This window comes from Flavobacterium sp. SP2 (assembly GCF_057626655.1).
Map to the genome: position 1 here is coordinate 463,319 of NZ_JBVHBT010000002.1, position 23,467 is coordinate 486,785.

The 23,467-nt window shown below is 32.2% G+C and carries 22 protein-coding genes; 3 read left to right on the top strand and 19 right to left on the bottom strand.

Annotated features, from left to right (window positions below):
- From ACZ098_RS06525 to ACZ098_RS06535, 3 genes are all read right to left on the bottom strand, one after another.
- A complete protein-coding gene (locus tag ACZ098_RS06525) occupies window positions 1-1,272 on the bottom strand; it encodes a restriction endonuclease subunit S (RefSeq protein WP_487310935.1) in 1,272 nt (423 codons plus the stop codon).
- Window positions 1,265-4,261 carry a type I restriction endonuclease subunit R gene (locus tag ACZ098_RS06530; protein WP_487310936.1) on the bottom strand — a complete coding sequence of 999 codons (2,997 nt, stop codon included), beginning with the start codon at window positions 4,259-4,261 and terminating at the stop codon, window positions 1,265-1,267. The genes ACZ098_RS06525 and ACZ098_RS06530 overlap by 8 nt, the downstream gene beginning before the upstream one ends.
- A gap of 526 nt (window positions 4,262-4,787) precedes the next feature.
- Window positions 4,788-6,023: an NUMOD4 domain-containing protein gene (locus ACZ098_RS06535; RefSeq protein ID WP_487310937.1), complete on the bottom strand. Its 1,236-nt coding sequence runs from the start codon at window positions 6,021-6,023 to the stop codon at window positions 4,788-4,790.
- Window positions 6,024-6,618: 595 nt separating this feature from the next.
- Between ACZ098_RS06535 and ACZ098_RS06540 the strand changes: the two genes are divergently transcribed.
- Window positions 6,619-6,723, top strand: coding sequence for a type II toxin-antitoxin system RelE family toxin (locus tag ACZ098_RS06540; RefSeq protein WP_487311211.1), 105 nt, complete (start codon window positions 6,619-6,621; stop codon window positions 6,721-6,723).
- Between the two features lie 481 nt (window positions 6,724-7,204).
- Window positions 7,205-7,513, top strand: a complete 309-nt coding sequence (locus ACZ098_RS06545; RefSeq protein WP_487310938.1) for a hypothetical protein — start codon at window positions 7,205-7,207, stop codon at window positions 7,511-7,513.
- 217 nt (window positions 7,514-7,730) lie between these two features.
- On the opposite strand, the gene ACZ098_RS06550 is transcribed toward ACZ098_RS06545, so the two are convergent.
- From ACZ098_RS06550 to ACZ098_RS06570, 5 genes are all read right to left on the bottom strand, one after another.
- The gene (locus ACZ098_RS06550) at window positions 7,731-8,753 is read right to left on the bottom strand and encodes an ankyrin repeat domain-containing protein (RefSeq protein WP_487310939.1); all 1,023 of its coding nucleotides are present in this window, start codon (window positions 8,751-8,753) and stop codon (window positions 7,731-7,733) included.
- Window positions 8,754-8,788: 35 nt separating this feature from the next.
- The gene (locus tag ACZ098_RS06555; protein ID WP_487310940.1) at window positions 8,789-10,321 is read right to left on the bottom strand and encodes a hypothetical protein; all 1,533 of its coding nucleotides are present in this window, start codon (window positions 10,319-10,321) and stop codon (window positions 8,789-8,791) included.
- Window positions 10,322-10,338: 17 nt separating this feature from the next.
- Entirely contained in the window at window positions 10,339-11,007 is a 669-nt protein-coding gene (locus tag ACZ098_RS06560; RefSeq protein WP_487310941.1) for a hypothetical protein, read from the bottom strand.
- 140 nt (window positions 11,008-11,147) lie between these two features.
- Window positions 11,148-11,924, bottom strand: coding sequence for a LytR/AlgR family response regulator transcription factor (locus ACZ098_RS06565; RefSeq protein WP_487310942.1), 777 nt, complete (start codon window positions 11,922-11,924; stop codon window positions 11,148-11,150).
- A 166-nt stretch (window positions 11,925-12,090) separates the two neighbouring features.
- Window positions 12,091-12,714 (bottom strand): alpha-ketoglutarate-dependent dioxygenase AlkB, encoded by a 624-nt coding sequence (locus tag ACZ098_RS06570; RefSeq protein WP_487310943.1) that lies wholly within the window; start codon window positions 12,712-12,714, stop codon window positions 12,091-12,093.
- 139 nt (window positions 12,715-12,853) lie between these two features.
- Between ACZ098_RS06570 and ACZ098_RS06575 the strand changes: the two genes are divergently transcribed.
- Window positions 12,854-13,294 (top strand): hypothetical protein, encoded by a 441-nt coding sequence (locus tag ACZ098_RS06575; RefSeq protein ID WP_487310944.1) that lies wholly within the window; start codon window positions 12,854-12,856, stop codon window positions 13,292-13,294.
- Between the two features lie 473 nt (window positions 13,295-13,767).
- Here the strand turns inward: ACZ098_RS06575 and ACZ098_RS06580 are convergent, their stop codons facing one another.
- From ACZ098_RS06580 to ACZ098_RS06630, 11 genes are all read right to left on the bottom strand, one after another.
- Window positions 13,768-14,634, bottom strand: a complete 867-nt coding sequence (locus ACZ098_RS06580; RefSeq protein ID WP_487310945.1) for a hypothetical protein — start codon at window positions 14,632-14,634, stop codon at window positions 13,768-13,770.
- Window positions 14,635-14,636: 2 nt separating this feature from the next.
- Window positions 14,637-15,410, bottom strand: coding sequence for a hypothetical protein (locus ACZ098_RS06585; protein ID WP_487310946.1), 774 nt, complete (start codon window positions 15,408-15,410; stop codon window positions 14,637-14,639).
- Window positions 15,411-15,785: 375 nt separating this feature from the next.
- Window positions 15,786-16,073 carry a hypothetical protein gene (locus tag ACZ098_RS06590; RefSeq protein ID WP_487310947.1) on the bottom strand — a complete coding sequence of 96 codons (288 nt, stop codon included), beginning with the start codon at window positions 16,071-16,073 and terminating at the stop codon, window positions 15,786-15,788.
- Window positions 16,074-16,087: 14 nt separating this feature from the next.
- Window positions 16,088-18,121, bottom strand: a complete 2,034-nt coding sequence (locus ACZ098_RS06595) for an AAA family ATPase (RefSeq protein WP_487310948.1) — start codon at window positions 18,119-18,121, stop codon at window positions 16,088-16,090.
- Between the two features lie 14 nt (window positions 18,122-18,135).
- A complete protein-coding gene (locus ACZ098_RS06600; RefSeq protein ID WP_487310949.1) occupies window positions 18,136-18,480 on the bottom strand; it encodes a hypothetical protein in 345 nt (114 codons plus the stop codon).
- A 5-nt stretch (window positions 18,481-18,485) separates the two neighbouring features.
- Window positions 18,486-18,845, bottom strand: a complete 360-nt coding sequence (locus tag ACZ098_RS06605) for a hypothetical protein (protein ID WP_487310950.1) — start codon at window positions 18,843-18,845, stop codon at window positions 18,486-18,488.
- 369 nt (window positions 18,846-19,214) lie between these two features.
- Entirely contained in the window at window positions 19,215-19,991 is a 777-nt protein-coding gene (locus ACZ098_RS06610; protein ID WP_487310951.1) for a hypothetical protein, read from the bottom strand.
- Complete coding sequence (locus tag ACZ098_RS06615) at window positions 19,984-20,403, bottom strand: hypothetical protein (RefSeq protein WP_487310952.1); 420 nt, start codon at window positions 20,401-20,403, stop codon at window positions 19,984-19,986. The genes ACZ098_RS06610 and ACZ098_RS06615 overlap by 8 nt, the downstream gene beginning before the upstream one ends.
- Window positions 20,404-20,486: 83 nt before the next feature.
- On the bottom strand, window positions 20,487-21,140 hold the full coding sequence (locus ACZ098_RS06620) for a response regulator (RefSeq protein WP_487310953.1): 654 nt from the start codon (window positions 21,138-21,140) through the stop codon (window positions 20,487-20,489).
- Between the two features lies 1 nt (window position 21,141).
- On the bottom strand, window positions 21,142-23,070 hold the full coding sequence (locus ACZ098_RS06625; protein WP_487310954.1) for a tetratricopeptide repeat-containing sensor histidine kinase: 1,929 nt from the start codon (window positions 23,068-23,070) through the stop codon (window positions 21,142-21,144).
- Between the two features lie 96 nt (window positions 23,071-23,166).
- Window positions 23,167-23,412, bottom strand: a complete 246-nt coding sequence (locus ACZ098_RS06630; RefSeq protein WP_487310955.1) for a hypothetical protein — start codon at window positions 23,410-23,412, stop codon at window positions 23,167-23,169.
- Window positions 23,413-23,467: the final 55 nt, after the last annotated feature.

Genomic DNA, 23,467 nt, shown 5'->3' on the forward strand with positions numbered 1-23,467 from the left:
TTAATTAATCATTTTTGGAAACAAACCTTGCATCAATCCATTTTTATGCTTTTTCAATTGCTCTATTTTCTCTGTCTGTTCAGTTATAAGCTCATCTAAAGATGAAAGACAGGAAGCAATTTTTTGTTGCTCTTTTAAATTAGGAGGAAACCAAATTTTGTAATTTTTAATTTGTTGTGCACTAATGTGAGGTATTCCAGAACTTGTATTTACTGCATCTACATATGTTCTAAAATTATCTGAAATGAAAAATTGATAAATAAAAGTAAAATCTGCTCTTTTATTTGCTCTGATTCTCGCTACTCTTTGAATTAAAATTGCATTTTCATCAGTCTTACCAACGAGAGCTACATTTTTCCCAACTTTAGAACCATCCATCGCAATAACAATGTCATTTTCTTTAACAAAATATCTTTTTAATTTTTCTATAGATCCTAAATAGAATTTGTCAATTTCTTTTGAATGCCTTATATATCCTTCCGTTATATTGATGCCTCTTAATATTGCTATTCCAGATTCATCATCACATATTTCCTCACCTTTAAGTGCTATTCCAGAAAGCAAATCAATAAAATCATCCACCTCTTTCAACACCCAAGCACTATCTTTCTCAAATTCCTTAAACCGATACTTTGGCACATTCTCTCTCTCTTGCGGAAAAAGGTTTTGCATCAAACCTTTTTTATAGTCTTTGAGTAAATCCAATTTTTGGTTGTGGGAATCAATCAAATCATCTAGGGAGGCAAGGCAAGAAGCTATTTTTTGTTGCTCTAACTTGTTATTAGCTATTGGTAATTGGCAAGTGACGATTTGACTTGGGTAAATGTGCTTTACTGTCGTTCCTGAAATTAGTTTGATAATTTCCTTTTTGGAATGATTTAGTAAATAGCTTAGAAAAATTGAATTAAATTTTTTTTTGGGTCTCAGAATATTCATATCTCCACCCAAAACAACATCTGCAAGCATTATTGCTGAAGCTTTTGCTAATCCATCAGGTGTTACATCAGAACTTGGCATTAAAATATCTCCAACTTTACTTTTAAATCCTTCTTTTTTATTAGTTTTTGAATAAATGGCAGAAATCACTTCTTTATATTTTGTGAACAACTCACCATAATGAATACAAGAATAAGAGCCATTTTCATCCATATCGGCTTTAGAGAACGTGCCACCTCTGTACACATCACACATATCCGAAACTGAAACGATATCCCAATTTTCAGAGAACTCAGGAAATCGCAATTCGGGTATTAGTTTATTCTTCTTACTCATACGCTGCTAATCCTGAAATTTCACGCCCTTGGGCAAGTTTCTTTAATTGTGGCACTAAGTCTTCCATTAATGCCAATTCTCTTACTCTACGTTCTTTCCAATTCAAATCCAATGGAGCTAAAAGGTCAGTAAGTTTTTCACCGTCAAAAATCATTCGGCTCATAATCTTATCTATGAACTTTTTCAAGTCTGCCATTTTTATGCCGTGTTTGTTCGCAATAGAAGCTATTTCCTTATTGTATTTATCGTCTTTGAAAGTGTCATAACCCTTGCGAAGCGTTTCAACATCTTGTCCGCTCTCCCAATCCAAACTATTGATGTATTCGGTCAAATCTTCTTCCTCTTCCATTAAATTAGAATTTGATTTTAACAAGCTGATCACTTGTGATTTGGTCATCTTTTGCTGGGCAGGTTTCTTCTGTGTGCTGTCTGCAATCAGATTCATTATGTAATCATAATCAATCACGGCAGAAGCAAACAAAACAAATTCAAAATCGAGTTGTTGAATTTCAGGTGGAGCATTTTCACCTTCTTTTTGTTGTACCTCTCTTAATTGCTTTGCTGTTTCTATGTAAGAACTTCGGAACTCCTGCAAGGTATCGTCAGACAAAACGGCTTTGATTTTATCCTTTTGTTGTTCGTCCAAGTCTGTGTATTGGTCAAGCTGTGTTTTGAGGCGTTGCACTTCCTTAAAGTTTTGTACAAAAGCTATTCTTGCTGCATCTCCTTTCAAATTGTAAACTTCTTGTGGCTCGTTCACCAAATTATGTTGCTGCATAAACACCCCTAATTTCTCAACGGCTTCTTTGTATTTGTCAATCATTACAGGTGCGGGGTCAACCAACCAGATTTCTCTTGCCTTGCCGTTGTCTTCTCCTGAGAAAAGTGCAATCGCTTGATTTACACTTTCTTGTTGAGAACGAAAATCTAAAATATTACCGTAAGGTTTGGTGTCGTTCAATACACGATTAGTGCGTGAAAATGCCTGAATCAATCCGTGGTATTTCAGATTTTTGTCCACATACAAAGTATTGAGGTATTTGCTATCAAAACCTGTAAGCAACATATCTACCACTATGGTAATGTCAATTTTGTTTTCGTGCGGATAATCTTTGTTACTGTATTGTTGGTCTTTTATTCGTCTTTGAACATCCTGATAGTACAAATCAAATTCGTTAATGCTATGATTGGTATTGAATTGCCTGTTGTAATCTTCAATAATTTCAGTCAGCGCTTTTTTCTTTTCTTCTGGATTTTGTTTGTTGTCCTCACGTTCTTGTGTCAAATCTTCCTGCAATTGTTTGATGTCTGCGGCATTTTTCTGACTTTGTTGGTCTCCCTGTTTTGCAATAAGTTGAGAAGGTGGCGAAAACACACAAGCAATGTTTAACGGAACATATTCAGGATTTTCTTTTTGCTTTTTCTTTTGTAATTCTTTGAAAAGTTCATAGTACTCAATAGCATTATTGATTGAAGCCGTTGCCAAAACAGCATTGAACTTTCTCGAATTTGTCGCAGCATTGTGTTTGTTAAAAATGGCTTCAGCTACTGCCTGCCTTGAAATTGCTTCTCCGGGTTTTTGATTTTTATTTCCTTTGAAATAATCAATATGAAAACGCAATACGTTTTTATCATCTATAGCGTGGGTGATAGTATAAGAGTGTAGCCTTTGTTGAAAAATGTTCTCCGTTGTTTTGTATGAGGCATATTCTCCTTCTCTTATGCTGTAAGTGGCGTTTTCATCAAAAATGGGGGTACCTGTAAAACCAAATAATTGAGCATTTGGGAAAAACTCTTTAATCGCCTTGTGATTCTCTCCAAATTGGGAACGGTGGCACTCGTCAAAGATGAAAACCACACGTTTTTTGCTTAATGGCTCTAATCGTTCTTTATAGTTTTTCTTGTAAGTACCGTCTAATGCCAAGCCCAATTTTTGAATAGTAGTTACAATTACTTTATCGGCATAATCCATAGAAAGCAAACGCTTTACTAATGTCTCCGTATCAGTGTTTGCCTCCACACTTCCTTCCTGAAATTTATTAAATTCCTCTCGGGTTTGTCGGTCAAGGTCTTTACGGTCAACCACAAACAAACATTTTTCAATTTCGTGATTGTCCTTTAAAAGGGTAGAAGCTTTAAAAGAGGTTAAAGTTTTACCGCTTCCTGTTGTATGCCAGATGTAACCGTTTCCTCTGTTTTGTTTCACACATTCTTCAATCGCTTTTACAGCGTAAATCTGATACGGTCGCATTACAAGCAATTTTTGTTCGCTTTCTACCAAAACCATATACTTGCTTATCATTTCCCCAAGCGTACACTTGCTTAGAAATTTTTCAGTGAATGAATCAAGATGCGTAATTTTTTTATTTGTTTCGTCTGCTAATTGGTATATCGGCAAAAACTGTTCATCCGCATTAAATTGAAAATGCTGAATCTTGTTGTTCGCAAAATAGTAGGTATTGGTTCGGTTGCTCACAATAAACAACTGCATAAAGCAAAGCAATGAATTTCCGTAACCGTTGCCAGTTTCGTTTTTGTAATCCACAATCTGTTGCATTGCTTTTCTTGGTGAAATATCAAGTTTCTTCAACTCGATTTGTACCACTGGCAATCCATTTATCAATAAAATGATATCGTATCGTTGATGACTGTTTTCTGTGTTGATGCGTAACTGACTGATAACTTCAAAGTCATTTTTACACCAATCTTTAATATTTACTAAAGTGTAGTATAAAGGCGTTCCATCCTCACGTTGCAAATATTGTCTTTCACGTAATTTTTTTGATGCAAGGAAAACATCTGAATTGATGATTTCCTCTCTAAGTTTCAAAAACTCATTATCGGATAAGTGAACACGGTTGAGTTCTTCAAATTTTGTTTTGAAGTTTTGTTCAAGAGTTTTTCTGTCAACTATGTCAGGGCGGTAACTATATTTCAGCCCTTTTAATTGCTCTATAAGATTTAGTTCTATTTGATTCTCTTTGCTCATTCTTCTTTCAATAAATCTTTGGCGTTAACGTCTAAAATTTTGCAATTCGGTACTAATCTTCCAGGCTCAGTTGTCTCACATTGCGAGAATAATCGTTAATTGTGTTGTAACTTTTGTCCAACTTCATAGCAAGCCAAGTTTGGGAAATGCCTTTTTCCATTAAGCACTTCTTTAATTCGGTTCATTGAAGCCTAATTAATTTTTAACAGGTCAAAGATAGTAAAATCACACTGTTTGATAGCGTAAATGTCCACAATATTATCGTGGGTGGATAAAAGGCTCATTATATTGACCTGTCCAAGAAATAGATTCTTTTAATTATAAATAAGTCATTATGAAAGAAGAAATTAAGTAACTATACATAAATATATTCGAATTTTTAGTACAAGTCATGTGAACTGGCAAATCAAGCAGCTTTGAATAGACATAATGTTTCTAAAAAGATAGTGAAATTTATCTTAGAAAGATAAACCAAATACTAATGTTTTACAACGAATAATTACATCTGTAAACATTAATTTATTTATTAACTAATAGATTTTATACTTACTTTTCTTTTTAGTACAGAATGAATTGATTGTAATGAAAGTTTTGAAATATCCATATTCCATAGTGATTCATTTTGATTAACAACAACCTGTGTTTTGTCGTATATGTCATACTTTTTTACAAAACAATAGTAAAGAAGTCGGGCCGTAGTTACACGGACTTTTTTTTCCTTGTTAAATAATGTAACATAAAATGAACAAGCTTTATTTTTATGTTGTGTCAATGTTTGCGAAAGAATTTTGTCCTGCATAAAAAACTTCTTCTTACCAGGCGTCCAACCACTTAAATGCTTTACCCTTCCTTTATTTGAAACAAGGTGAGAATCTTCAAAACCCGGTATCGGTTTCCATACTTCGCCGGGAAGATCTGAAAGTGATAAATTCATACAAGCAGGTGGATTATTTGAATCTATTGGTGGCTTGCCTAATTTTTCCCAAAGAGATTTATTAAACACTACTTCTGAGGAGTTTTGCTTTGGAGAGATAATAAAATCTTCTTTTTTTGGTGGTTCATTCTTCAAAAACCATCTGAATCCACCAGCAGTCAGAAACTCTTTATTTATTACATCTTGAATACTTTCGCAACCAACACCTACTGCTTTTTGAGCCTCATATATATTTTCAAAATCAGCCACCAAATTACCTTCTACAGTATACTGACTCACAGGCTTTAAATAGTCAATATTTCGGTTTCTTGCCTTATCATTCTGAAAGGTTTTTAATCGTTTTTCACTTGCTGTAAGCTTTTCTAAATTATTGATATGCAAATGCAGACTATTATCATCTTTAAAAGAAATGACTGCACTACGATCATCCATATCAAACTTTTCAATAAAATGATAATACACCAAACGAGCTACAGACTTTCGGTATTTAACACCTTCTAATGAAAATGAACATTGGATACTATAAAAATTACAATCAAGATATTTGTTATACTGTTTTACAAAAATAAGCTTCATTATCAGCTCAGGCTGAATTCTCTCTCCTCCTTTAAACGAAAGAGTAGCGCGCTCTAAACTTTTCACCCGACCGTAATTGGAAATTGCATAGTTTTCAAAATTTTCTATCAGTTCCCACTTTTCATCAGGTAAATTTTCTAATGAAGTATTTCTAAGAACTTCCTTAACATATTGGTTTTCTATCACATGTATTAAATTCATCTCATATTCAATATCAATTGTTCCTGTTTCAAATATTGCTTTCCAATACATCAGAATGCTTAATTGCATAGCCTCAAACAATCATTATCGTTAAAAGACTTGGTATGACAAATATATAAAAGAATTAAAGTGCTAATATAAATATGACTTAAAATTAATCGTACCAAATAATTATCTCTTGATAATCTGATTCAAAAAAAATATAGTAGGGTAATTTATTATTTAATCCATTTGTAATGTCTACAATAGCACTTCCTACAGCCTTTATCAGAAAGTGAATTAATTTTTTAACAAATGATAAAGGACAAAAAACAGCGGTTGTATTTGACCTTAAGAATTCTTGAGTTCAACAAGTTATGGAGGACTTTTTCGATAGTCTGACAGCAATTGAGAGAATTAATGAACCCGCAGTATCTCTTGATAGAGTCAAGCAACAACTTTTATCTAAAAAATGAAATGCTTAATGTGATTGTATAGCATTATATTTAATAAAAAAGCGCAGAAAGAATTGGCAAGGCTTCCATTTTGAATCATTAATAGGATTATTTCACAAATTGAAATGCTTGTTGAAAATCCATATCCCAATTGACATAAAAAACTTAAAAATTTCAATATTACATGATTTGAATCATTAACATTATATAGAATTAGAGTCGGTAATTATAGAATCATTTACTCCATCAAAAACAATGAACTTAGAATAGAAATTATTAGGATTGGTCACAGAAAAGAAATTTATGATAACCATTAAGAATGGTAATACTCAAGATTTTTATACTGTTTAGCTAGAAGGGTAGTGCTAAAATGACTTACATATACAGTTTTTAGCCAACAAGGTTATCAAATATCTTATAGAATGAAAACTTTTAAGAAAATGATTTATAGTAAAATATATCATATTTGAATATAAATTCTCATAAAATTTACTTAGCACAACAAAATATTATCTTCATAAAATACTAGGTGTAAAGCCATAATTCTTACCCAGCACAATGATACTTGTGCAAACTAAATTGTTTTTTGATGGGGGATTGTCTAAAAAGCTACGAGTTTTTAATATAATCAATTGAACAATGATTAGATTATACTATTAATGACATCAATTTGGAATTTGTTTAAATGTTATTAATCATTAGATATTTTCCTTTTTCTAGCAACTAGAAACAACTATTTTTTACTTGATATCTATACTCTCTTTGTTATGCTTATGCAATAATTGTAAAAGTATATAAATGGAAACATTAGAAAAATGGTTGTATCAACCACAAGAAACGGATGGAACATATAAATTTTCAGGAAGTTTCTTTGCGACAATTGGAATTCAGCAAAGTTTGTCGCAAGATGAAATTTTTGAGATTTATTTGTTTATCAAATCACTAGTAGAAGATAAAAAAGGATTAGATTACCTTCAGGTCTTTATCCATAAAGATACTGGTCAAAAATTATTTTTTATTGACCAACTTAATACTGAAATGATTGAGTCTGGTAAATATAAGTCTGAGGATAATTATTGCACATTATTACTAGCAAGTGAATATTAAACAAAGTAGGAATTCCTACTTTGTTTTTTTAAAAGATAAACCCCTTCAAATTTTCTATTGGATAGAATGAAAGGGTTTAAACTAACTGTCTTATTTTTGATATAGGGGACAAATATAGAAATTTCTTTTACACTACCACCTTACAATTCATTTTCAATGATAAATTGGCTTGTCATCGTATAAAAAATATCTGTAAGCATAAAACTTAATGCCCATCTTACTTTGCTCCCTTTAAGAACAAATAATCCACAATATCATTCGCATTATTGTTAATAGCCATTTCAACAGGCTTATTAGCATTACCACTTCGTGTACATCCTGTCATTTCTATATTTATTTTAGCCCCATTTTCAACAAGCAGTTTTACAAGTTTCAGGTCACTGCGACAAACGGCAAACCATAACGGTGGTTGTCCTTTAGTGTACGCTCCACTTGGAACTCCTAAGTTTACATCTGCTCCATTTTTTACTAAAAACTCTATAATTTCATAGGGATATTCTCTGTATAAAGCTTGAAATAAGCAACCATCACTGTGATTAACTTTTGCTCCTCTACTTATCAAATCTTTTATTTTTTCTAATTTGACATTTTTTTTGTCAGTTAAATAAATGTAATCCCAAAGTGAGTTTACTGAAACCGCATTAGAGCCAATGAACTTTTGAACAAACTTAGCGTATCTATAATCCGTTGAATACGCTTTTATCTTTTCTTTTATAGGCTCAATATCGGCACCATATTTTTTTAATAAACTCATTTTTAAAGTATCTAAATTCTCCAAGGCTATTTCTATTGGATACTTTGAATAAATTATTCTACTTTCTCTACTTTGAGTTCTCATACTCATTGATCCATACTCCGTAAAGAAGGTTCTTAAATTGGGATTAGCGCCATTTATTAGAAAATGTTCTACTACTTGGTTGCTACCACTTTGAGTAACCGAATTTAATATTGGCTCCCCTGAAGAGCTAATAAAATTGTAATTTATACCGTTAGAAGACATGAACGTTTTTACCTTTAATGTATCTTTATCCTTTATTAAATTTTGATACAAATACTTCAATTTAGGATTACTATTACTATCCTTATTTGGGTCATAATCTTCTTTATATCCCGATGTTTGTGGATATTTATCCTGTAACTTAACTAGATTTGGATTTGATTGTTTTTTCTTTCCAAATATTTGTGCATTAGTAGTATTAATTACTAAAAATGATACTAAAATTAAAAATAGTTTTTTCATTTGTTTTTATTTTTTTGTTAATAGATAGCGAAATATCAATAAGCAACGGTATAAGTATTGCCTTTTTCTCCAATATATTGTTCATAAAGTTTTATAGCCGCACTTTTAAAATCACCATTAGAATTTATGTAATCAGAACCCATAACATCTCCTGGGCAATTGGTCCTCCATTCTCCGTTTTTCCTTTTCCCAAGGGTTTCGGTACTGTGTTTAATTCCGTCCTCATATATTATAAATTCAAAGCTCTCCAAACAGTCATAAGCACAAGCATTAGTTTTAACAACCTTAAATTCTACGTTTTTTGAACCGCTTGGGTTGTTTGACGAAGAGTTATCCTCAATTGTAGAGTAATCAGAACTTGAACTTGTATCAGGCAAGTTCGATAAAGCACTAACAGCAAACTCTCCAAGTTTTGTAAGCCCCGTTGAAATATAGCTAGCTGAAGTTGCCGCACTATTAGCATTTGTCATTACAAACTCTCCTGTTCTTACATTAATAGTACCATAAACTTCAAATTGCTCTCTTGGGCAGATTCCACAAATTCCAGCCGTCCAGTAAAGTGTAACTTCCCGTGAATCATTTTTGTAGTCATCGGATTTAAAAGTATAACCAGGACTTGCTCCAGTATTGGGAGAAATATTTGACATGTACATTTTTGCAAACTCATAACCCATTATGTTATAGGCATCAATTTGAGGTTTAAAATAGGCTAGAATCCTATCCTCTTCTTCTTTCTTCTTTCGCTGTTGCTGATCTAAATCTTTTTGATTGGAAGTGTAATCGATAAATTTCCCTTTTGAATCTATAATAGTCTCCTTGCCATTATTTAATACAATCGCTTGATTATTTATAAATCCAGAAATGATTCTTGAATACTCAGGGTTTGATACAAACTCATAATTCTGGTCTATAATTCCAAAAAGGTTGTTTCTTTTATAAAACCCAACACCTCCTTTAATGGATAGAATCTCTATTGTCTCTTCTTTTTTAGTTCCATTTTCAAAATTGCTTTTGGTATATTCGTAAGTGATATAGATAGATTTACCAATTGGCTTACCATTTTCAAATTCTCCATAAAAGCAATTTTGAGAGGCGCTATTTTTATAAAATCCAATACCCGAACCATAAGGCAAATCATTCTTTAAATCACCAGACCATTGTATTTGAGTATTTTCAAATTTATTAGTCTTAGTATTAAATACATAGCCGTTACTTGTTTTGCTCGAGATAATTTCTTGATACGATTTTGACCAACTGCTTTCAGAAACAAATTTTTCAAACACGTAAGCATCTATCTCCGTATTGGGTAAAAACTCAAATGATTTGACTCCACTAAAAAAATCTCCAAATCGATTTACCTTTTGATACGTAATGTTTTTAATGATATAGAGGTTTTTTTGGGCATACTCCGTTATATCTGATTCTTTTACTACAGTACCATTATCAACTACAACTTTATATAAAGCTTGTCTTTCCCTTCCTTTTTCAATTGCTTGTTTGAAAAGTTTCTTTTGAGATAAACCAAATAAAGGTGCTAGAACTAGAAAAAATACAATTATCCTTTTCATGGGGTTACTTTGTAAAATTAAAAGCTAAACATCAGACCTGAGTCTAAATGATATGCATTAAATCCGATACTTAAATCACTGTCTTTTGCAGTTGTTGTTCCTGATTTACCTGCTGCAATACCTGTATCATAGCTAACACCTGAATAAAGAGCCATTTTATTAGATAAGTAAAATTTTATTCTAGCTTTCCCAGATAACGAAAAAAAGAATTTTTCAATTGGCTCACCCGATACATAATTTCCACCAAAACCAGCATATATTGGGAATTGTATTCTCTTTTTATTATTAATCGTGTATCCGTAATAAACACCCGCACCATATATTGTTGCTTTTTGTGTAAAAGAAGCTGGTTCCAAGGTGTTATTTACTCCTAAATCTATTTTATCCAGTTTTATTTGAGCATAATTTCCCTCAAACATTAAAGAGGATCCATCTGATAATTTTTTTTCGTAGAAAAAATGTGCATTTAGATAGTTGCTATAATCCAATCTCATGTATTGTTTGCCTTTCACATCTTCAAAACTTGAAGAATAGTTATTTGAATTTGAAGAAAACTTATATTTTATCCAAGATGTTCCGTATAAACTAACTCCAAAACCTAAGCTGTTTGAGGTTTGAGTTTGCGCCTTTCCAATTGTAGAAATTGCTAAAAATGTTACTGCGAAAATTAAAGTTTTTTTGTTCATTACGTTTTACTTTTAATGTTTGAATGGTAGCAATTTTAAAACAAAAAAACCGTCTGTTTTAGACGGTTTGGAGTTATTTAGTAAACAGGTAATTTGAGCTCATGAACACGGTAAAGTAGCGAGTAAGACTAATTTTATAGTTACTCCAATTTAAAGGTTAATAAAGCTTGTTTTACTCTTTCCAAAAATATATCTCCAATAGGAAGTTCCAAAACAACGCTCTTTAAGGTAAAAGATTCATCAAGTCTTATCTTGCTTTGTTCAGTTACTTCAAAATGCCCAGTTCTGTAATGAAGCGTTATGGTTTTGAGTGTTGTATTTATAGTTTCTGCATAAGCGGTATTGATAATATACGAACGGTGTATCCTTAAAAAGGAATTGGGTAATAAACTTTCTACCTCTTTTAGAGTTTTAGTGACCGTTACAATTTTATCATTAATTCTATGTATATGACAGTAGGAACTATCACTTTGGATGTAAAGAATATCTTGGTGACGAATTATTCTGTGAGCAATTTTATCTTTAATGGTTAAGTGATGTCTAGTGGCAGAGAAATGCTTTTTAAATTTAGTAAGTGCGATAACGAGCTGTGTAGATTCGATAGGCTTGTCTAAGCAAAACAGAACATCATAATTGATTGCTTTTTTAATGTACTTTTCACTATCGCTAATTAGGATAACAAATGGAGGCTGATTGAAAAAAGGAAAAGCGTGTTTAATTATTTCAAAACCCGATTCATTATTTAATTCTGAATTTAAAAAGATGACATTAGGTTGTTCTTCTAAAGTAAGGGCAATACCGTCCGCTACGGAGTTAGCCACACCTTTGCAAATATAGTTAGGAAAGCTATTGAGTTCTTTTATTAACCAATCAGCATCATTTTTTTTATCATCTATAACCACGAAACTATAATTCATTTGCTTTAAATTAAAAAGCTAACTTCATAAAAAATAGTTTCTAAGTCAAGTAATTACAAGCCAAGAATAAGTTAATTTCGAGTTATTTACTAAACAAGTTAAATAAAGCAATAAACCACCTAAAATAGCCTGTAAAACCCAGTTTAATGCAAACTAAAAAGATGAATTAAAGTATCACTTTTCTAAGTGTGATTGAAACTCTTCTAGTTCTATTGTAAATATTTTCATTAAAAACATCTTTTTTTCTTGAAGGAATTGCATGATGCCACCTGTATCTTGACTCTCCTTTCATTATTAATAAGGTTCTTGGAGGTATAAGTAAGGATATTTTAATTGGATTGTTAGAATTCTTATCTTTTATAAAATCCATAGCGCAGCTGCCTGCGAGGGAAAGAGATACGATACAATCGGCAAAACAAGGCTCACAATCAATGTGATGGGCAATTCCCTGATTATCCACATACTCGTTTACAATGACTTGATCGGGTATGAAATCTATAATTCCTTTATTAAATAATTCTTCGGCTAAGGAATCCAGCCAAATGGGGATTTTACCAAGATACAAACTGGAGTCAATACGTCTTGCTTTGTAATCATACTTGTAACCATAGTGTTGTACTCTTCTAGACAAGTCATTGAGCCATAAATTATTATCTATCTGAGATAACAATTCTCTTTCTTGCTCAGTAGTTATAAAATCATAATGTAGTTCCAAACCATTTATTTGACTAGCTAATTCTAAACTATGATTCAAGTCTTCATTAGAATTTGAAAACAAACTTTTTTCCATACAAATCAGCTGAAATACTAAAGATTAAAAAGGTTATACGTATTATAAAATGCATTTCAAAGAGAAAAAGTAGTTAAAAATTTGACAAATCAATTTATAAAGTTATACTAAGGTTGTTTTATTATTAAACATGCTAAATATGGTAAACAGCAGTATTAATTCGTCAAAAGATGAGCAAAACAATCTAAAGGTACATGAAACGGAGTTAACCCAAAAAATAAAAACCCGTTTTGCCAATAGTAATTTAAACTTGAATGAGGCAGATTTTGACTATTTAAGAAAAGTACATCAAGATTTAATCCAAGACTATTCTATGAACAACCTTAGGCAAATAATAAGTCAAATTCCGCAGGATAGAACTGATTTAGCCCAAGTAATTACAACTTTGATTTATCAAGAGGCGGTAAAACAAACTAATTCCAATCAACTGCAAATGGAACAAAAATCAGTTGCAACAGGAGCTGAAATTGCTGATGCTATTTCTGAATCTGTTGATTCAAAAACGCACAAAGACCTCTTGGACATAGACTATTTAAGAAAAAATCATCCTGCATTTATGAAACTGGAACTCAATGCGTGAGAATGGGATTATTTAGACCAAGTAAAATGGAGTTTTATTGAAGACCCAAGCCTGTATAATTTAAAAAGAACTATTGGAGAATTGACTGGTAACGTTTCTTATCTTGCCCAGCCCATCATCTTTTTATACAATCAAGCTGATAAACTTAAACATGAGGTTTTAGACATTAGAATTCTTGCAAAATACAACCATTATCTTAAAACTAAGAAATTCACAGAAGAAGAACTCAATCTTCTGCAATGAATTATAGATCATTTCAAACAAAGTGAAGACTCTTTTGAAAATCTAATGCAAACCGTAAATAATCTGCCTCAAGACAAAAAACATTTAGTATCTTCTGTAGGATATCTTTTCTACAAAGTAATGTTTTCATTCTACTAAAAAGAGTGCATTGAATTGTAAAAGACCTCTTATTCTGAAAATGCTCCAAAAGTGAACATTCCCCAAAAAGTAAAACACTCTTTTTGGGGTTTTTACTTAATGTTTAACTGCAATTTTGCTTTTTTAATAAAATCGAAAGACCAAAGATCATAATCTGTACACTCTTTTAAAAAAACTTTAACCACTACGTACAGTTGATTGTCGTCTGATATCGCATTTTTATCTTCTATAAAACCACTGTACTGATCGTTGTAATCAAAAATATCCTGATGGTAATTCCTTGATTGATTTAAAAGTTTTTTTCTCTCTCTGAGCATACTATTGTAACTTTTAAGAATCTCAATCCTCTTGTGCTCCTCTATAGTTATACCCTTACTTCTAAGTAATAAAAGAGTTCCTGTCATTAAAGTAAAAAATAATGATATCATATAGATTTCTTTATTATCTATCTCCAAGTGAGTACCATAAATCATAAATAGATTAAACAATGGTAAAGATAAAATGGATAAAAAAGCCAATACAAAACTAGTGTTCTTAGAATCTAACTTGCCTTGTGAACCAATAGTTTTTAATGCAAAGTTTACAATTGCATAAGAAAACCCAATTGAAATAACACTCCGAATTATAAGTATAATCAAATTCTCAACAAGAGCCTCTAAATTTACAGCGTGCATAATTAATCCAAAAGCTAAATAGGCTCCAAACGATTCAAATAATATAAGCGCCCATTTAAAAATAATAATGGAATGCATGGATTTAGTATACGAATTAATCTCGGCTTTGGTGACTATTTCCATTTGCTCAAAACTTGAGGTGGTTTTTGCATCTCCAATCACTACCGATGGATTCTCTATAGTATGCTCTATTACAGCAATTCTATTTAAAGCCTTTTTAATTTTTTGAATGGACATATACACTTTTCTTAGCCCAATTCCACTATCATTATCTGATTTTGACATAGTTACTTCTTTAAAATTGTTTCAAAATAATTTTCAAATTCCTGCTCGGTTGTCATATTAATAAAATCTTCTTGCCTTACATAAGGAACAGCACTCGAGAATCCTGGGCGAATAATTTTATTGGTGAGTTGTATCGCCTTATTGTTCTTAGGGAAATTAACCAAATCTGAAAAAGCAATAATCCATTTACTCTTTACCTTACTGTACTTGGAATAATCTATAAAAAAAGAGTTTAATTTATTATCCGCTAGCCTTAGTGCCGATGAACAATCACTACCTTTTGTTGCTCCACTCTTTTTAAGCATTTGGACAAGGGCTAAAAGCAATTGATTTTTACTGCGCTTAAAATCAATATTAATTTGTTTTAAGTCCTGCTTTTGTTCTTCTATTTTTTGTTTAAAATCACTTTTCTTAGAAACAACATCACCTGTATTTTGTCGGTAAACCGTATCTAACATTTCATTAGTTTCTATTTTTAAAAACAATTCTTTGTTGCCTTGAACATTTAAATCAATATAATTGAAAAATAAAACAACATCATTTTTCTCTGGATTTTGATTAGCATACTTTTGAACTTTATCTATTAATTTACTTATATAAAGAGTATCAATATTGATATAGTTCTCCTCTACTCCTCCATCTGAGGAATAACTGTTACTAGACTTATCCAAAATAACATAAAATAAATGAAGCCCTTTTTTAGATGGCTTAACATCTGTCTTTTTGCAAGAAAATAAACTTGCTAAGAGTACAATAAGTAACGTAATTTTTTTCATTTTTTCAATAGTGAGTAAATAAAATAATATATAATAATCAGTACTAATGCTTTAAAAATTAATAACAAAAGAAACCCTCCTATAATGAGTCCTAGTGTGGAAACAGTTAAATCTAATGTAAAAGAGAAGGGTAAAAAAATAACTGATAATAATCCTCCAAAAAGCCCCTGGTTACTTAAAACCGATCGTACTGATGTAGTGATTGTGAATTTTTTAGAAAAAACAAATAATGCATTTGATAAGCTATAGACCTTGGACTGGGTTACCTTTTTAATAGAAATACGCAAGTTATCTTTTAATCTTCTCTCGAAATAATAGGTTTGACCTGATGATTGGTCACTAAAAGGAAATTTCATAAATCCCATAAAATAATTGTTAAAGATTAACCATTACACTCTGAAGCCATGCTAATCCCAATTGATTTACAAAATGTGAAGAAGTGGTAATAGCTTGTGCAAATCCTTCAATTTTGGCAATTCTATAGGTATGTATTTGTTCTTCACAAATAAGCTCCATATCAATCAATTTGGCACTTTGTCCACATCCTTGACATTCCACCCAAGCCTTTTCATTGAGTGACAAAACTCCTCCGCAAGGCATAGAATGTCGCCAATACTGCTTAGTGGAATTAATCCCTTGTGCCAAACACACCGGACAGGACATATAAAGTTCTATTTTCATTTTATCTCCAATGTAGATTCCTCTATTCTTGTTATATGTATGCCAATACCTTGCTCGCAGGCACCGAACTTTTGAATTATTTCTTTTGTTAAATCATATTTTTTAGACAGTTGCTCTTTTATTTCTGAAAAAAGAACTTTTTTAAATTCAACTATTTCGTTAAATCCTTGATAACCATTTAGATTCTCTAGCGCAATATCCTGCTCAAGGGCTATCACAACAACGACACTTCCTTGAGATTGTAATTCACAAAGCATGGCTTTTAGTTTAATTAAAAAAATGGAATGAGCTGAAAAGTACCCTAGATTCTCAATATAAAACACACTTGGTGCTAATTGTCTGGCTCGTTGCAATCGCTCTTGAAGACCTTGGATGGTTTTCTCTAATGAACTAGAAAAAAAATCTGTTACATCCAATCCTATCCACTCGTAATTAAACTTTTGAGCAAATGAACGCATGAGTGTTTTTCTGCCTGTGCCATTGGAGCCTAGAAAAATCAAATTCATAAAATCGGGTCTATGAACAACCGAAGATTTTTCAAGTAAACCAACTTTTTGATGCAGGACATTTAGATATTCTTTTTGAGTTTCTACACCTAATAAATCCTCCCAAACAACTTTATTTTCCATAATATTTGTGCCTCTAAGAGAGGTGGGTGTAATCTTTTTTAAAGTTACAACTACGTCTTCTTTAGACAACTTTATAGGCTCTTGTGGATGTACCAGATTAAACTTTCCGGTTTCTTTATCTACTTGCATCTTTTTACTAATGGCATGCATTACAGATAATCTGTACAGTGAAACTAAATCAGCTCCCGAATAACCATGTGTAATTTGGCTGATGTGCTCTAAAAAAGCAAGATTCAAATCAGGCTTAACAAGCTCATTGTTCTCTAGCGGAAAAGACTTTTGCAAAATATCCAAACGAGAACTTAAATCAGGCAGTGGAATTTCAAACTCCAATTCAAACCTTCCCGGTCTGCGAAGTGCTGGATCTACAGCTCCAAGTCTGTTGGTTGCTCCGATTACAAAAATCCCATTCTCTGAACTCAAACCATCCATAAGATTAAGCAAAGAAGCCACCATAGAGATTTGAAACTCCGAGGAACTATCCATAGTTCTAATGCTGGCTAGTGAATCTATCTCATCTATAAACAAAACACCTCTTCCCCCTTTTGCTACTTGATCAAACTTATCGCGTAATTTTTTCTCTGACTCACCTGTAAATTTAGAACTCAATTCTGGTCCTTCAATACTGACAAATTTAGAACCCAAAGAATGGGCAATGGCTCTTGCAATCATCGTTTTTCCATTGCCTGGTGGTCCATACAAAATCAGGCCTTTGGGCGGCTTAATATCAAAGGAATTATAAATTTCAGGGTAAACTTGGGGGATTTGTATAATCTCTCGTAAGTTTGAAATGATCTTCTGTAAGCCTCCAATTTTATCAAAATCTATTGTTTTTTGTCTGTTTTGTGGCAGACCGTCCAAATGAATAAGGGTTTTTTCAGTAACCCTAAAAACTTCCATTTCTGTAGAACTTGGCTTTGGATAAATTTTAGTAACTTCCCCAAAAACACTTTTATTAACCGATGTTAACATTTTGACTCTTTGGTCTAAATAAACAATTCTGTTGTTAATACTAAAACTAGTTTGTGCAAAATCTATCTCATCTTCACTCCAACTTAACACTTCTTTCTCCACTAGTTTAATCTCCAATGATTCTGCAACAGAACAATTCTGTAGATCTAGTAACGAAATCGTAACAGGACTCTCCTGACTAAAAGCACTTCCACTTGGCAGAAAATTAGGATTTATATAACATCCTGATTGCTCCATTTTAACTTTCTCTATTTTTATAAATACATTCAGTTCCTGCAAGGGCAGGTTGCACTGCATTTTGACAAATTGTAACCCGTCGTCTTTAGAGGTGATTTGATCATACAGATCCTCGCTAATCCATAAAATTTCGCCCGGGATGGGAATTGATTTTAGTAAGTCTCCTTTTATATATGTTAAATTGGTGGTCATAATAATTTTCTTTATTACAAATTGCTCAAAAATGAGTTCAGCCAAGCCACTCCTGTCTCAGTAACCATCATACCCGCAGTACAAAGTACACCTGCAACACCTTCAGGGGTACTACTTATAAATTGAGTCTGTCCATTACTATGGGAAGGACAGCCATACTTCCATTCTGAAACATGATTTTGCCTACTGCATTTATCACACAGATAATGTGCGTTGTCTCCCAATAATAATGTGCCTCCACATTGATTATGTACCCAGCCCGATTTCGGGGTGTGAACACCCCTATCAAAACACACCGGACAGCTTACAACCATCTCAAAAAAGGTGTTTTTTCCTATTGTCTTTGTTTTTAATGCCATATTATTTATTTTTTAATTATTTCTAAATTGTTTAAAAATTTATTCAACCAAACAATGCTCGTTTGATGTACCATCATACTTTTGGGAAAGGAGTAATAATTGACTACTAAATCAAAACTCATTTGTGGTATTTCTGAAGTTGAATCGTGATTGGGACAATGAAAATTTCCATAAGAAACAGGCTTTTGTAAATCACATTTATCACATAAATAACATGCATTATCACCAATGTATATCAAACCACCGCAATTTTTATGTACCCAAGAGGATATCGCAGTCATTACCCCTTTATCCCAGCAGTACATACAACTAGAATTTAATTCAAAAAAAATATAACCGTCCATGGCCTTAGATTGTAATGTCATTATCTTTACTTTTACATCTATTTTAAATTGTTTAAAAAAGTATTCAACCATGCTACCCCAGTATGGTTAACCATCATCCCTACCGTACACAGTGCAGTACTCCCGGTACAATTAGTACTGATAAAATTTCCTATGCAATTAGCGTGTGTGGGGCATTTAAAACTCAACAAAAAGTAAGAAAACTCCTTTTTACAACCATCACAATAGCAACATGCATTATCACCAACATAAATAATACCTCCGCAATTCTGATGTAACCAATTCGATTTTTCTGTTCGAACCCCACTATCAAAACAAACTGGACAACTCACTAAAAGTTCATAATAGGTAGTTTGATTTAATTCGATTTTCTTTGGTTCCATAAATCTATTATTGCTTTAGTCTTCTTAGCTCCGCTATATAATCCAATAAAATAGGTAAAGCATCAAAAGTGATATCCGCTAAATATTTTTTTCTTGTTCTATCAAGAAATAATATAGGTGTGTTTTCTTGGTATAAATTCAAAAAAGCATTGTACAAACGCTCAAAACCTTGCTCGATAGTACCTCTTTGATGTACTGTAAATTCTACTTCCTGTTCACTTAAAAGAAACTTTTGCATTCGTTGCTCCACGATATCTGTAGCTTTTGTTAATGCAATCCAACCTTCTTCAATAGCTTTCCTTTTATCATCTTCTGAATAAGTTGTAATATCATCCGCCTTGAATTGTACATACTTCTCAACGGTTTGTTGTAATTGACTGATATCGTTAACTTGACGGCTTAATGCACTAACAATTGGAATAAAAAATTTATCTACATCATCATAAGCAATATCAGATCCTCGTGCTCCGTACCACATAAATAAATCCGCTAAAAAATAGTTTATAGTTTTAGCCGACAACTCTTGATCATCTGTATGAGAAAGAAAAAACAAGCATGAACATTGTAATTGCAACTCAGAATACAATAATTTTTGCGTTGGAGTAATATGCTGGTCATCATGTAAATCTCTATCGGTGGAAATTGCTGTGATTTGAAGATTATTTTGATTATTTCTTAGTAAAAAACGCTCCAATCGTTCTAGGGCAATAATAACCGAGTGAAAAGAATCATCCGCCGTTTTAAGCCTCATCTTAAGCTGCTGTTGGGTTTGTCCTTTACTCATTTGAATCAGTATTAGAAAGGTTATCAGTGCAATTATCTTGTTCACTAGTTTTTTGAACTGGAGCTGGTATTGCAGTAAATACTTCCATTAAACTTCTGAGGTAATTCCTTAGTTTCTCCTTCCCCACTAACTGTCCAATCATCGAAACGGCAAAAGAATAATCCAATGGTTCGAAACCATCATTTGCCACATCCTCATTGGATACTAATTTCATAGTGAGGGTATTTTGGTTTACTAACCATAGGTCAATACGAGCGACCGAATTCTCACATTGAATATCCCAATTAGTAGTATTTAGTGCTAATGGCTTGCCTGTTATATGATCATGCCAAGATGGGGAATCAATACTTTGCGCCTCGCTAATACCCTCTAAGGTTTTAGGCGCGATAAATTTTAAAAGGAGATTTTCCATAATATAAGATTTAACAGTTACTATTTTACTGTTACAAACTTATCATGGATTACAAAAATTAAAAAGCGGATTTCCCGCAGAATTTAAATGAGTCCTTTTTCTCTTGCTATTTTAAGTAATTGCTCGTTATTATGGACATCAAAGAGGATCATTAATTTGTTTTTTCGCTCTTCAATAGTACGAAGAGCTAGTGGAATATATTGATCCATATCCTTTATTTTAATTCCTTTACTTAAACAGCTAAGTAATTTTAAATCATTAGAATCTAATTTTAGTTTTTTAGTTTCTAATATTTTCTTAACTCCACTACTAAAATATGTTTCATTTTGTAGTACGCTCTCAATGGCTTGTATAATGTCTTTGGTACGAAAATCTGTTTTTAAAAGAAGAGCCTCAGGCGCTGCCTGCTCTAAAATATAATGCAATCGCTCCGCTTGAATGTATAAGGTGGGAATGACTATCTTTATCTTTGGAAATTTAGCACGTAACTTGGCTACTAATCCCTCTCCTGAAATAATCTTAGAATCTTGACCATGTGGTAAACCTACATCTACAAACGCTATGTCAAAAGGCAATATATCTGGCTGAATTTTAATGCAATTTAATGCTGAGTCGATATCATAGGCTTGCGATACTACAAATTTATAGTTTGTAGACATTAGTTCTAACGCTCCTTTATAGGCCTCAACAGTAATTGGATGGTCATCAATAAGTAGAATATGATAGGATTTTTCCATATTATGATAATGTAAATTGTACTTCTATTTTGGTTCCTTTTTCTATTTTAGTTTCTATGTTAAATATAGCTCCTACTGAACTGGCTCTTTTTTGCATGCTCGGTATACCTACACGCTCTTGCATACTAGCATCAAATCCCCTACCATTGTCTATGACCTGCATGATAAGCTGTTTTTCATGAACTTCAAAATTCACTTGTACTTGAGTTGCTTGCGCATGTTCTTGGATATTTCGCAGGGCTTGTTGAAGAATATAATAACAAACTACTTTAATACTATTGGAGATGCTTTCCCAATCTAAATTTTTAGAACTAGTTATCTCTGGAAGGCAACCAATAGGAGCTTGTTGCAAAATTAATTCTTTTATTAATGAATCATAAGAAGACTGTACAATTCTCTGATTGTTTAAATCATAAACTATATCTTGAATCTCCCCTACAACTCCTTCCATCTGATTGACTAAAGAATCTATAAGCGGCTTTATTTTCAGCTCAGATTTTAAAGACAAGTTATCCATTTGCAATTTCATTCCCGATAATTTTCCAGCTACACTATCGTGTAAATCTTCGGAGATACGTTTTTGTTCTGTAAGTTTAGCTCTTTGGGCAAAAACATACTGCTCCAACAATAATTCTGCGATTTGTTTTTGAGACTCTTGTTCCTTTTGATTTATAATTAGCTGCTTTTCCTTTGCCTTTAAACGGGAATAGAGTGTATAAAAAACAACCACAAGTGTTATAAATACAAGTATTCCAATTAAAATTTTTATAAAAAATTTTAATTCTTCTCTTTTAATTAGTTGAAGCCTACCTTGCTCTTTCAGCTTTTGATTGTCTTTTTCTTTTTGTGTGGCTTGGTATCTTATATCCGCAAACTTTTCACCTATTTTCAATTCCTCTTTTGCCAAATAAGCTACAATAGAATTGTATTGGCGCGCATAACGTAATGCTTTTTTATAATGTTCCCTTTTTTGACTGTTGGATTCTAAAACAACAAGTGCAACTAGTGCGTCTCCATAGTTTTTATTTGCTAATGCGTTTTGATAGGCTTTATTTGCATAAACATCAGAAGCCTTTGTATCATCAACTCCTTGATGATATGAAGCTAAATGTAGGTAACTAGTCACAATTCCCGCTTGATGTTTTATACTATCACGAATATAAAGAGCTTTCAATAAATCCGATAGAACTCCCTTATCACCTCGCAAATATTTTAAATACGCATTGTTGTCGAGTAATCTTGAATATTCCTTTGGAAACTGTTCTAATATTTGTTTTGGATAGCTTAATCCCAAGCGGTAAAACTGTGCTGCGTTTTTTAAAAATCCATTCTCTAGGTAACAGGTTCCAATATTGTTATAACTCTGCAAAATTAATTCCTGATCATGATACTTATTTCGTAATTCTAACGCTTTTTTATGATAAAAAACAGACGAACGTACATCTTTGAGTTCATTGTAAACAATGCCTAAATTATTATAAATACTCTCCAAAAAATCAGGTTCAGCAGTATTTAATAACGCTAAGGATTTAAAACAACTCTCTTTGCTTTTTAAATAATTTCTAGTGTTTTTCTCTAGAATTGCTAAACGTAATAACGTCTTTGCAATTTTTATAGAATCTTTATCTTTACTATACGCTCTGTAGCCCTTGTAATAATAATCATAAGCAGCCGTACTACTCTCACTTTTATCATAATAATAATTACCAAGAGCAATATATACTTTACCTTTTATAGAATAACCTCCTAAAATTTCTGCAATGGTGATTGCTTTTTGAGCACTGATTAGCATTTGTTTCTCATTGCCTAAGTCTCTTTGATTTTTTAAATTTTGTAGATAATACTCGTATTTTTTTCGTAAAGAATCTTCCTTTGTCTCAATAGCCAAAGAATGCAAACTGAAAAACAAACAAATAAGTAATGTTCTCATTTTTTTAATTTTAACTTTTTAAATATATAAATTTTTTCTAAAAAAAGACGCCTACCAAATAAATGGTAAGCGTCTAAAACTAACTCTGACTACTCTTTAGTCATCCCCTTTGGGTTTGGAATCACCCTGATTCCCGTGGTCACCATCTTTGGCGAAATTTCCCTTAATTGGAGACTGACTTGTTTTGTCATCTCCTGGCATATGATTTCCTTGGTTCCCGTGGTCATTAGCCAACACCTCTTTGGTAGATTCTAAATCTGATTGATCTGCCTCACAAGAAGTAAATCCCGCTGTTAAAATTGTTAAACCTAACAACAATAACTTAATTTTTGCATTTTTCATTTTAAGATACTTAAAAAAAATTAATAATTTAAAAAGTATCAGCGCTGATGTTAAT

Excerpts from the sequence above, each read along its gene's own strand:
- ACZ098_RS06525 (WP_487310935.1), bottom strand. The coding sequence starts at position 1,272 with ATGAGTAAGAAGAATAAACTAATACCCGAATTGCGATTTCCTGAGTTC.
- ACZ098_RS06530 (WP_487310936.1), bottom strand. The coding sequence starts at position 4,261 with ATGAGCAAAGAGAATCAAATAGAACTAAATCTTATAGAGCAATTAAAA.
- ACZ098_RS06535 (WP_487310937.1), bottom strand. The coding sequence starts at position 6,023 with ATGTATTGGAAAGCAATATTTGAAACAGGAACAATTGATATTGAATAT.
- ACZ098_RS06545 (WP_487310938.1), top strand. The coding sequence starts at position 7,205 with ATGGAAACATTAGAAAAATGGTTGTATCAACCACAAGAAACGGATGGA.
- ACZ098_RS06550 (WP_487310939.1), bottom strand. The coding sequence starts at position 8,753 with ATGAAAAAACTATTTTTAATTTTAGTATCATTTTTAGTAATTAATACT.
- ACZ098_RS06555 (WP_487310940.1), bottom strand. The coding sequence starts at position 10,321 with ATGAAAAGGATAATTGTATTTTTTCTAGTTCTAGCACCTTTATTTGGT.
- ACZ098_RS06560 (WP_487310941.1), bottom strand. The coding sequence starts at position 11,007 with ATGAACAAAAAAACTTTAATTTTCGCAGTAACATTTTTAGCAATTTCT.
- ACZ098_RS06565 (WP_487310942.1), bottom strand. The coding sequence starts at position 11,924 with ATGAATTATAGTTTCGTGGTTATAGATGATAAAAAAAATGATGCTGAT.
- ACZ098_RS06570 (WP_487310943.1), bottom strand. The coding sequence starts at position 12,714 with ATGGAAAAAAGTTTGTTTTCAAATTCTAATGAAGACTTGAATCATAGT.
- ACZ098_RS06575 (WP_487310944.1), top strand. The coding sequence starts at position 12,854 with ATGGTAAACAGCAGTATTAATTCGTCAAAAGATGAGCAAAACAATCTA.
- ACZ098_RS06580 (WP_487310945.1), bottom strand. The coding sequence starts at position 14,634 with ATGTCAAAATCAGATAATGATAGTGGAATTGGGCTAAGAAAAGTGTAT.
- ACZ098_RS06585 (WP_487310946.1), bottom strand. The coding sequence starts at position 15,410 with ATGAAAAAAATTACGTTACTTATTGTACTCTTAGCAAGTTTATTTTCT.
- ACZ098_RS06590 (WP_487310947.1), bottom strand. The coding sequence starts at position 16,073 with ATGTCCTGTCCGGTGTGTTTGGCACAAGGGATTAATTCCACTAAGCAG.
- ACZ098_RS06595 (WP_487310948.1), bottom strand. The coding sequence starts at position 18,121 with ATGACCACCAATTTAACATATATAAAAGGAGACTTACTAAAATCAATT.
- ACZ098_RS06600 (WP_487310949.1), bottom strand. The coding sequence starts at position 18,480 with ATGGCATTAAAAACAAAGACAATAGGAAAAAACACCTTTTTTGAGATG.
- ACZ098_RS06605 (WP_487310950.1), bottom strand. The coding sequence starts at position 18,845 with ATGACATTACAATCTAAGGCCATGGACGGTTATATTTTTTTTGAATTA.
- ACZ098_RS06610 (WP_487310951.1), bottom strand. The coding sequence starts at position 19,991 with ATGAGTAAAGGACAAACCCAACAGCAGCTTAAGATGAGGCTTAAAACG.
- ACZ098_RS06615 (WP_487310952.1), bottom strand. The coding sequence starts at position 20,403 with ATGGAAAATCTCCTTTTAAAATTTATCGCGCCTAAAACCTTAGAGGGT.
- ACZ098_RS06620 (WP_487310953.1), bottom strand. The coding sequence starts at position 21,140 with ATGGAAAAATCCTATCATATTCTACTTATTGATGACCATCCAATTACT.
- ACZ098_RS06625 (WP_487310954.1), bottom strand. The coding sequence starts at position 23,070 with ATGAGAACATTACTTATTTGTTTGTTTTTCAGTTTGCATTCTTTGGCT.
- ACZ098_RS06630 (WP_487310955.1), bottom strand. The coding sequence starts at position 23,412 with ATGAAAAATGCAAAAATTAAGTTATTGTTGTTAGGTTTAACAATTTTA.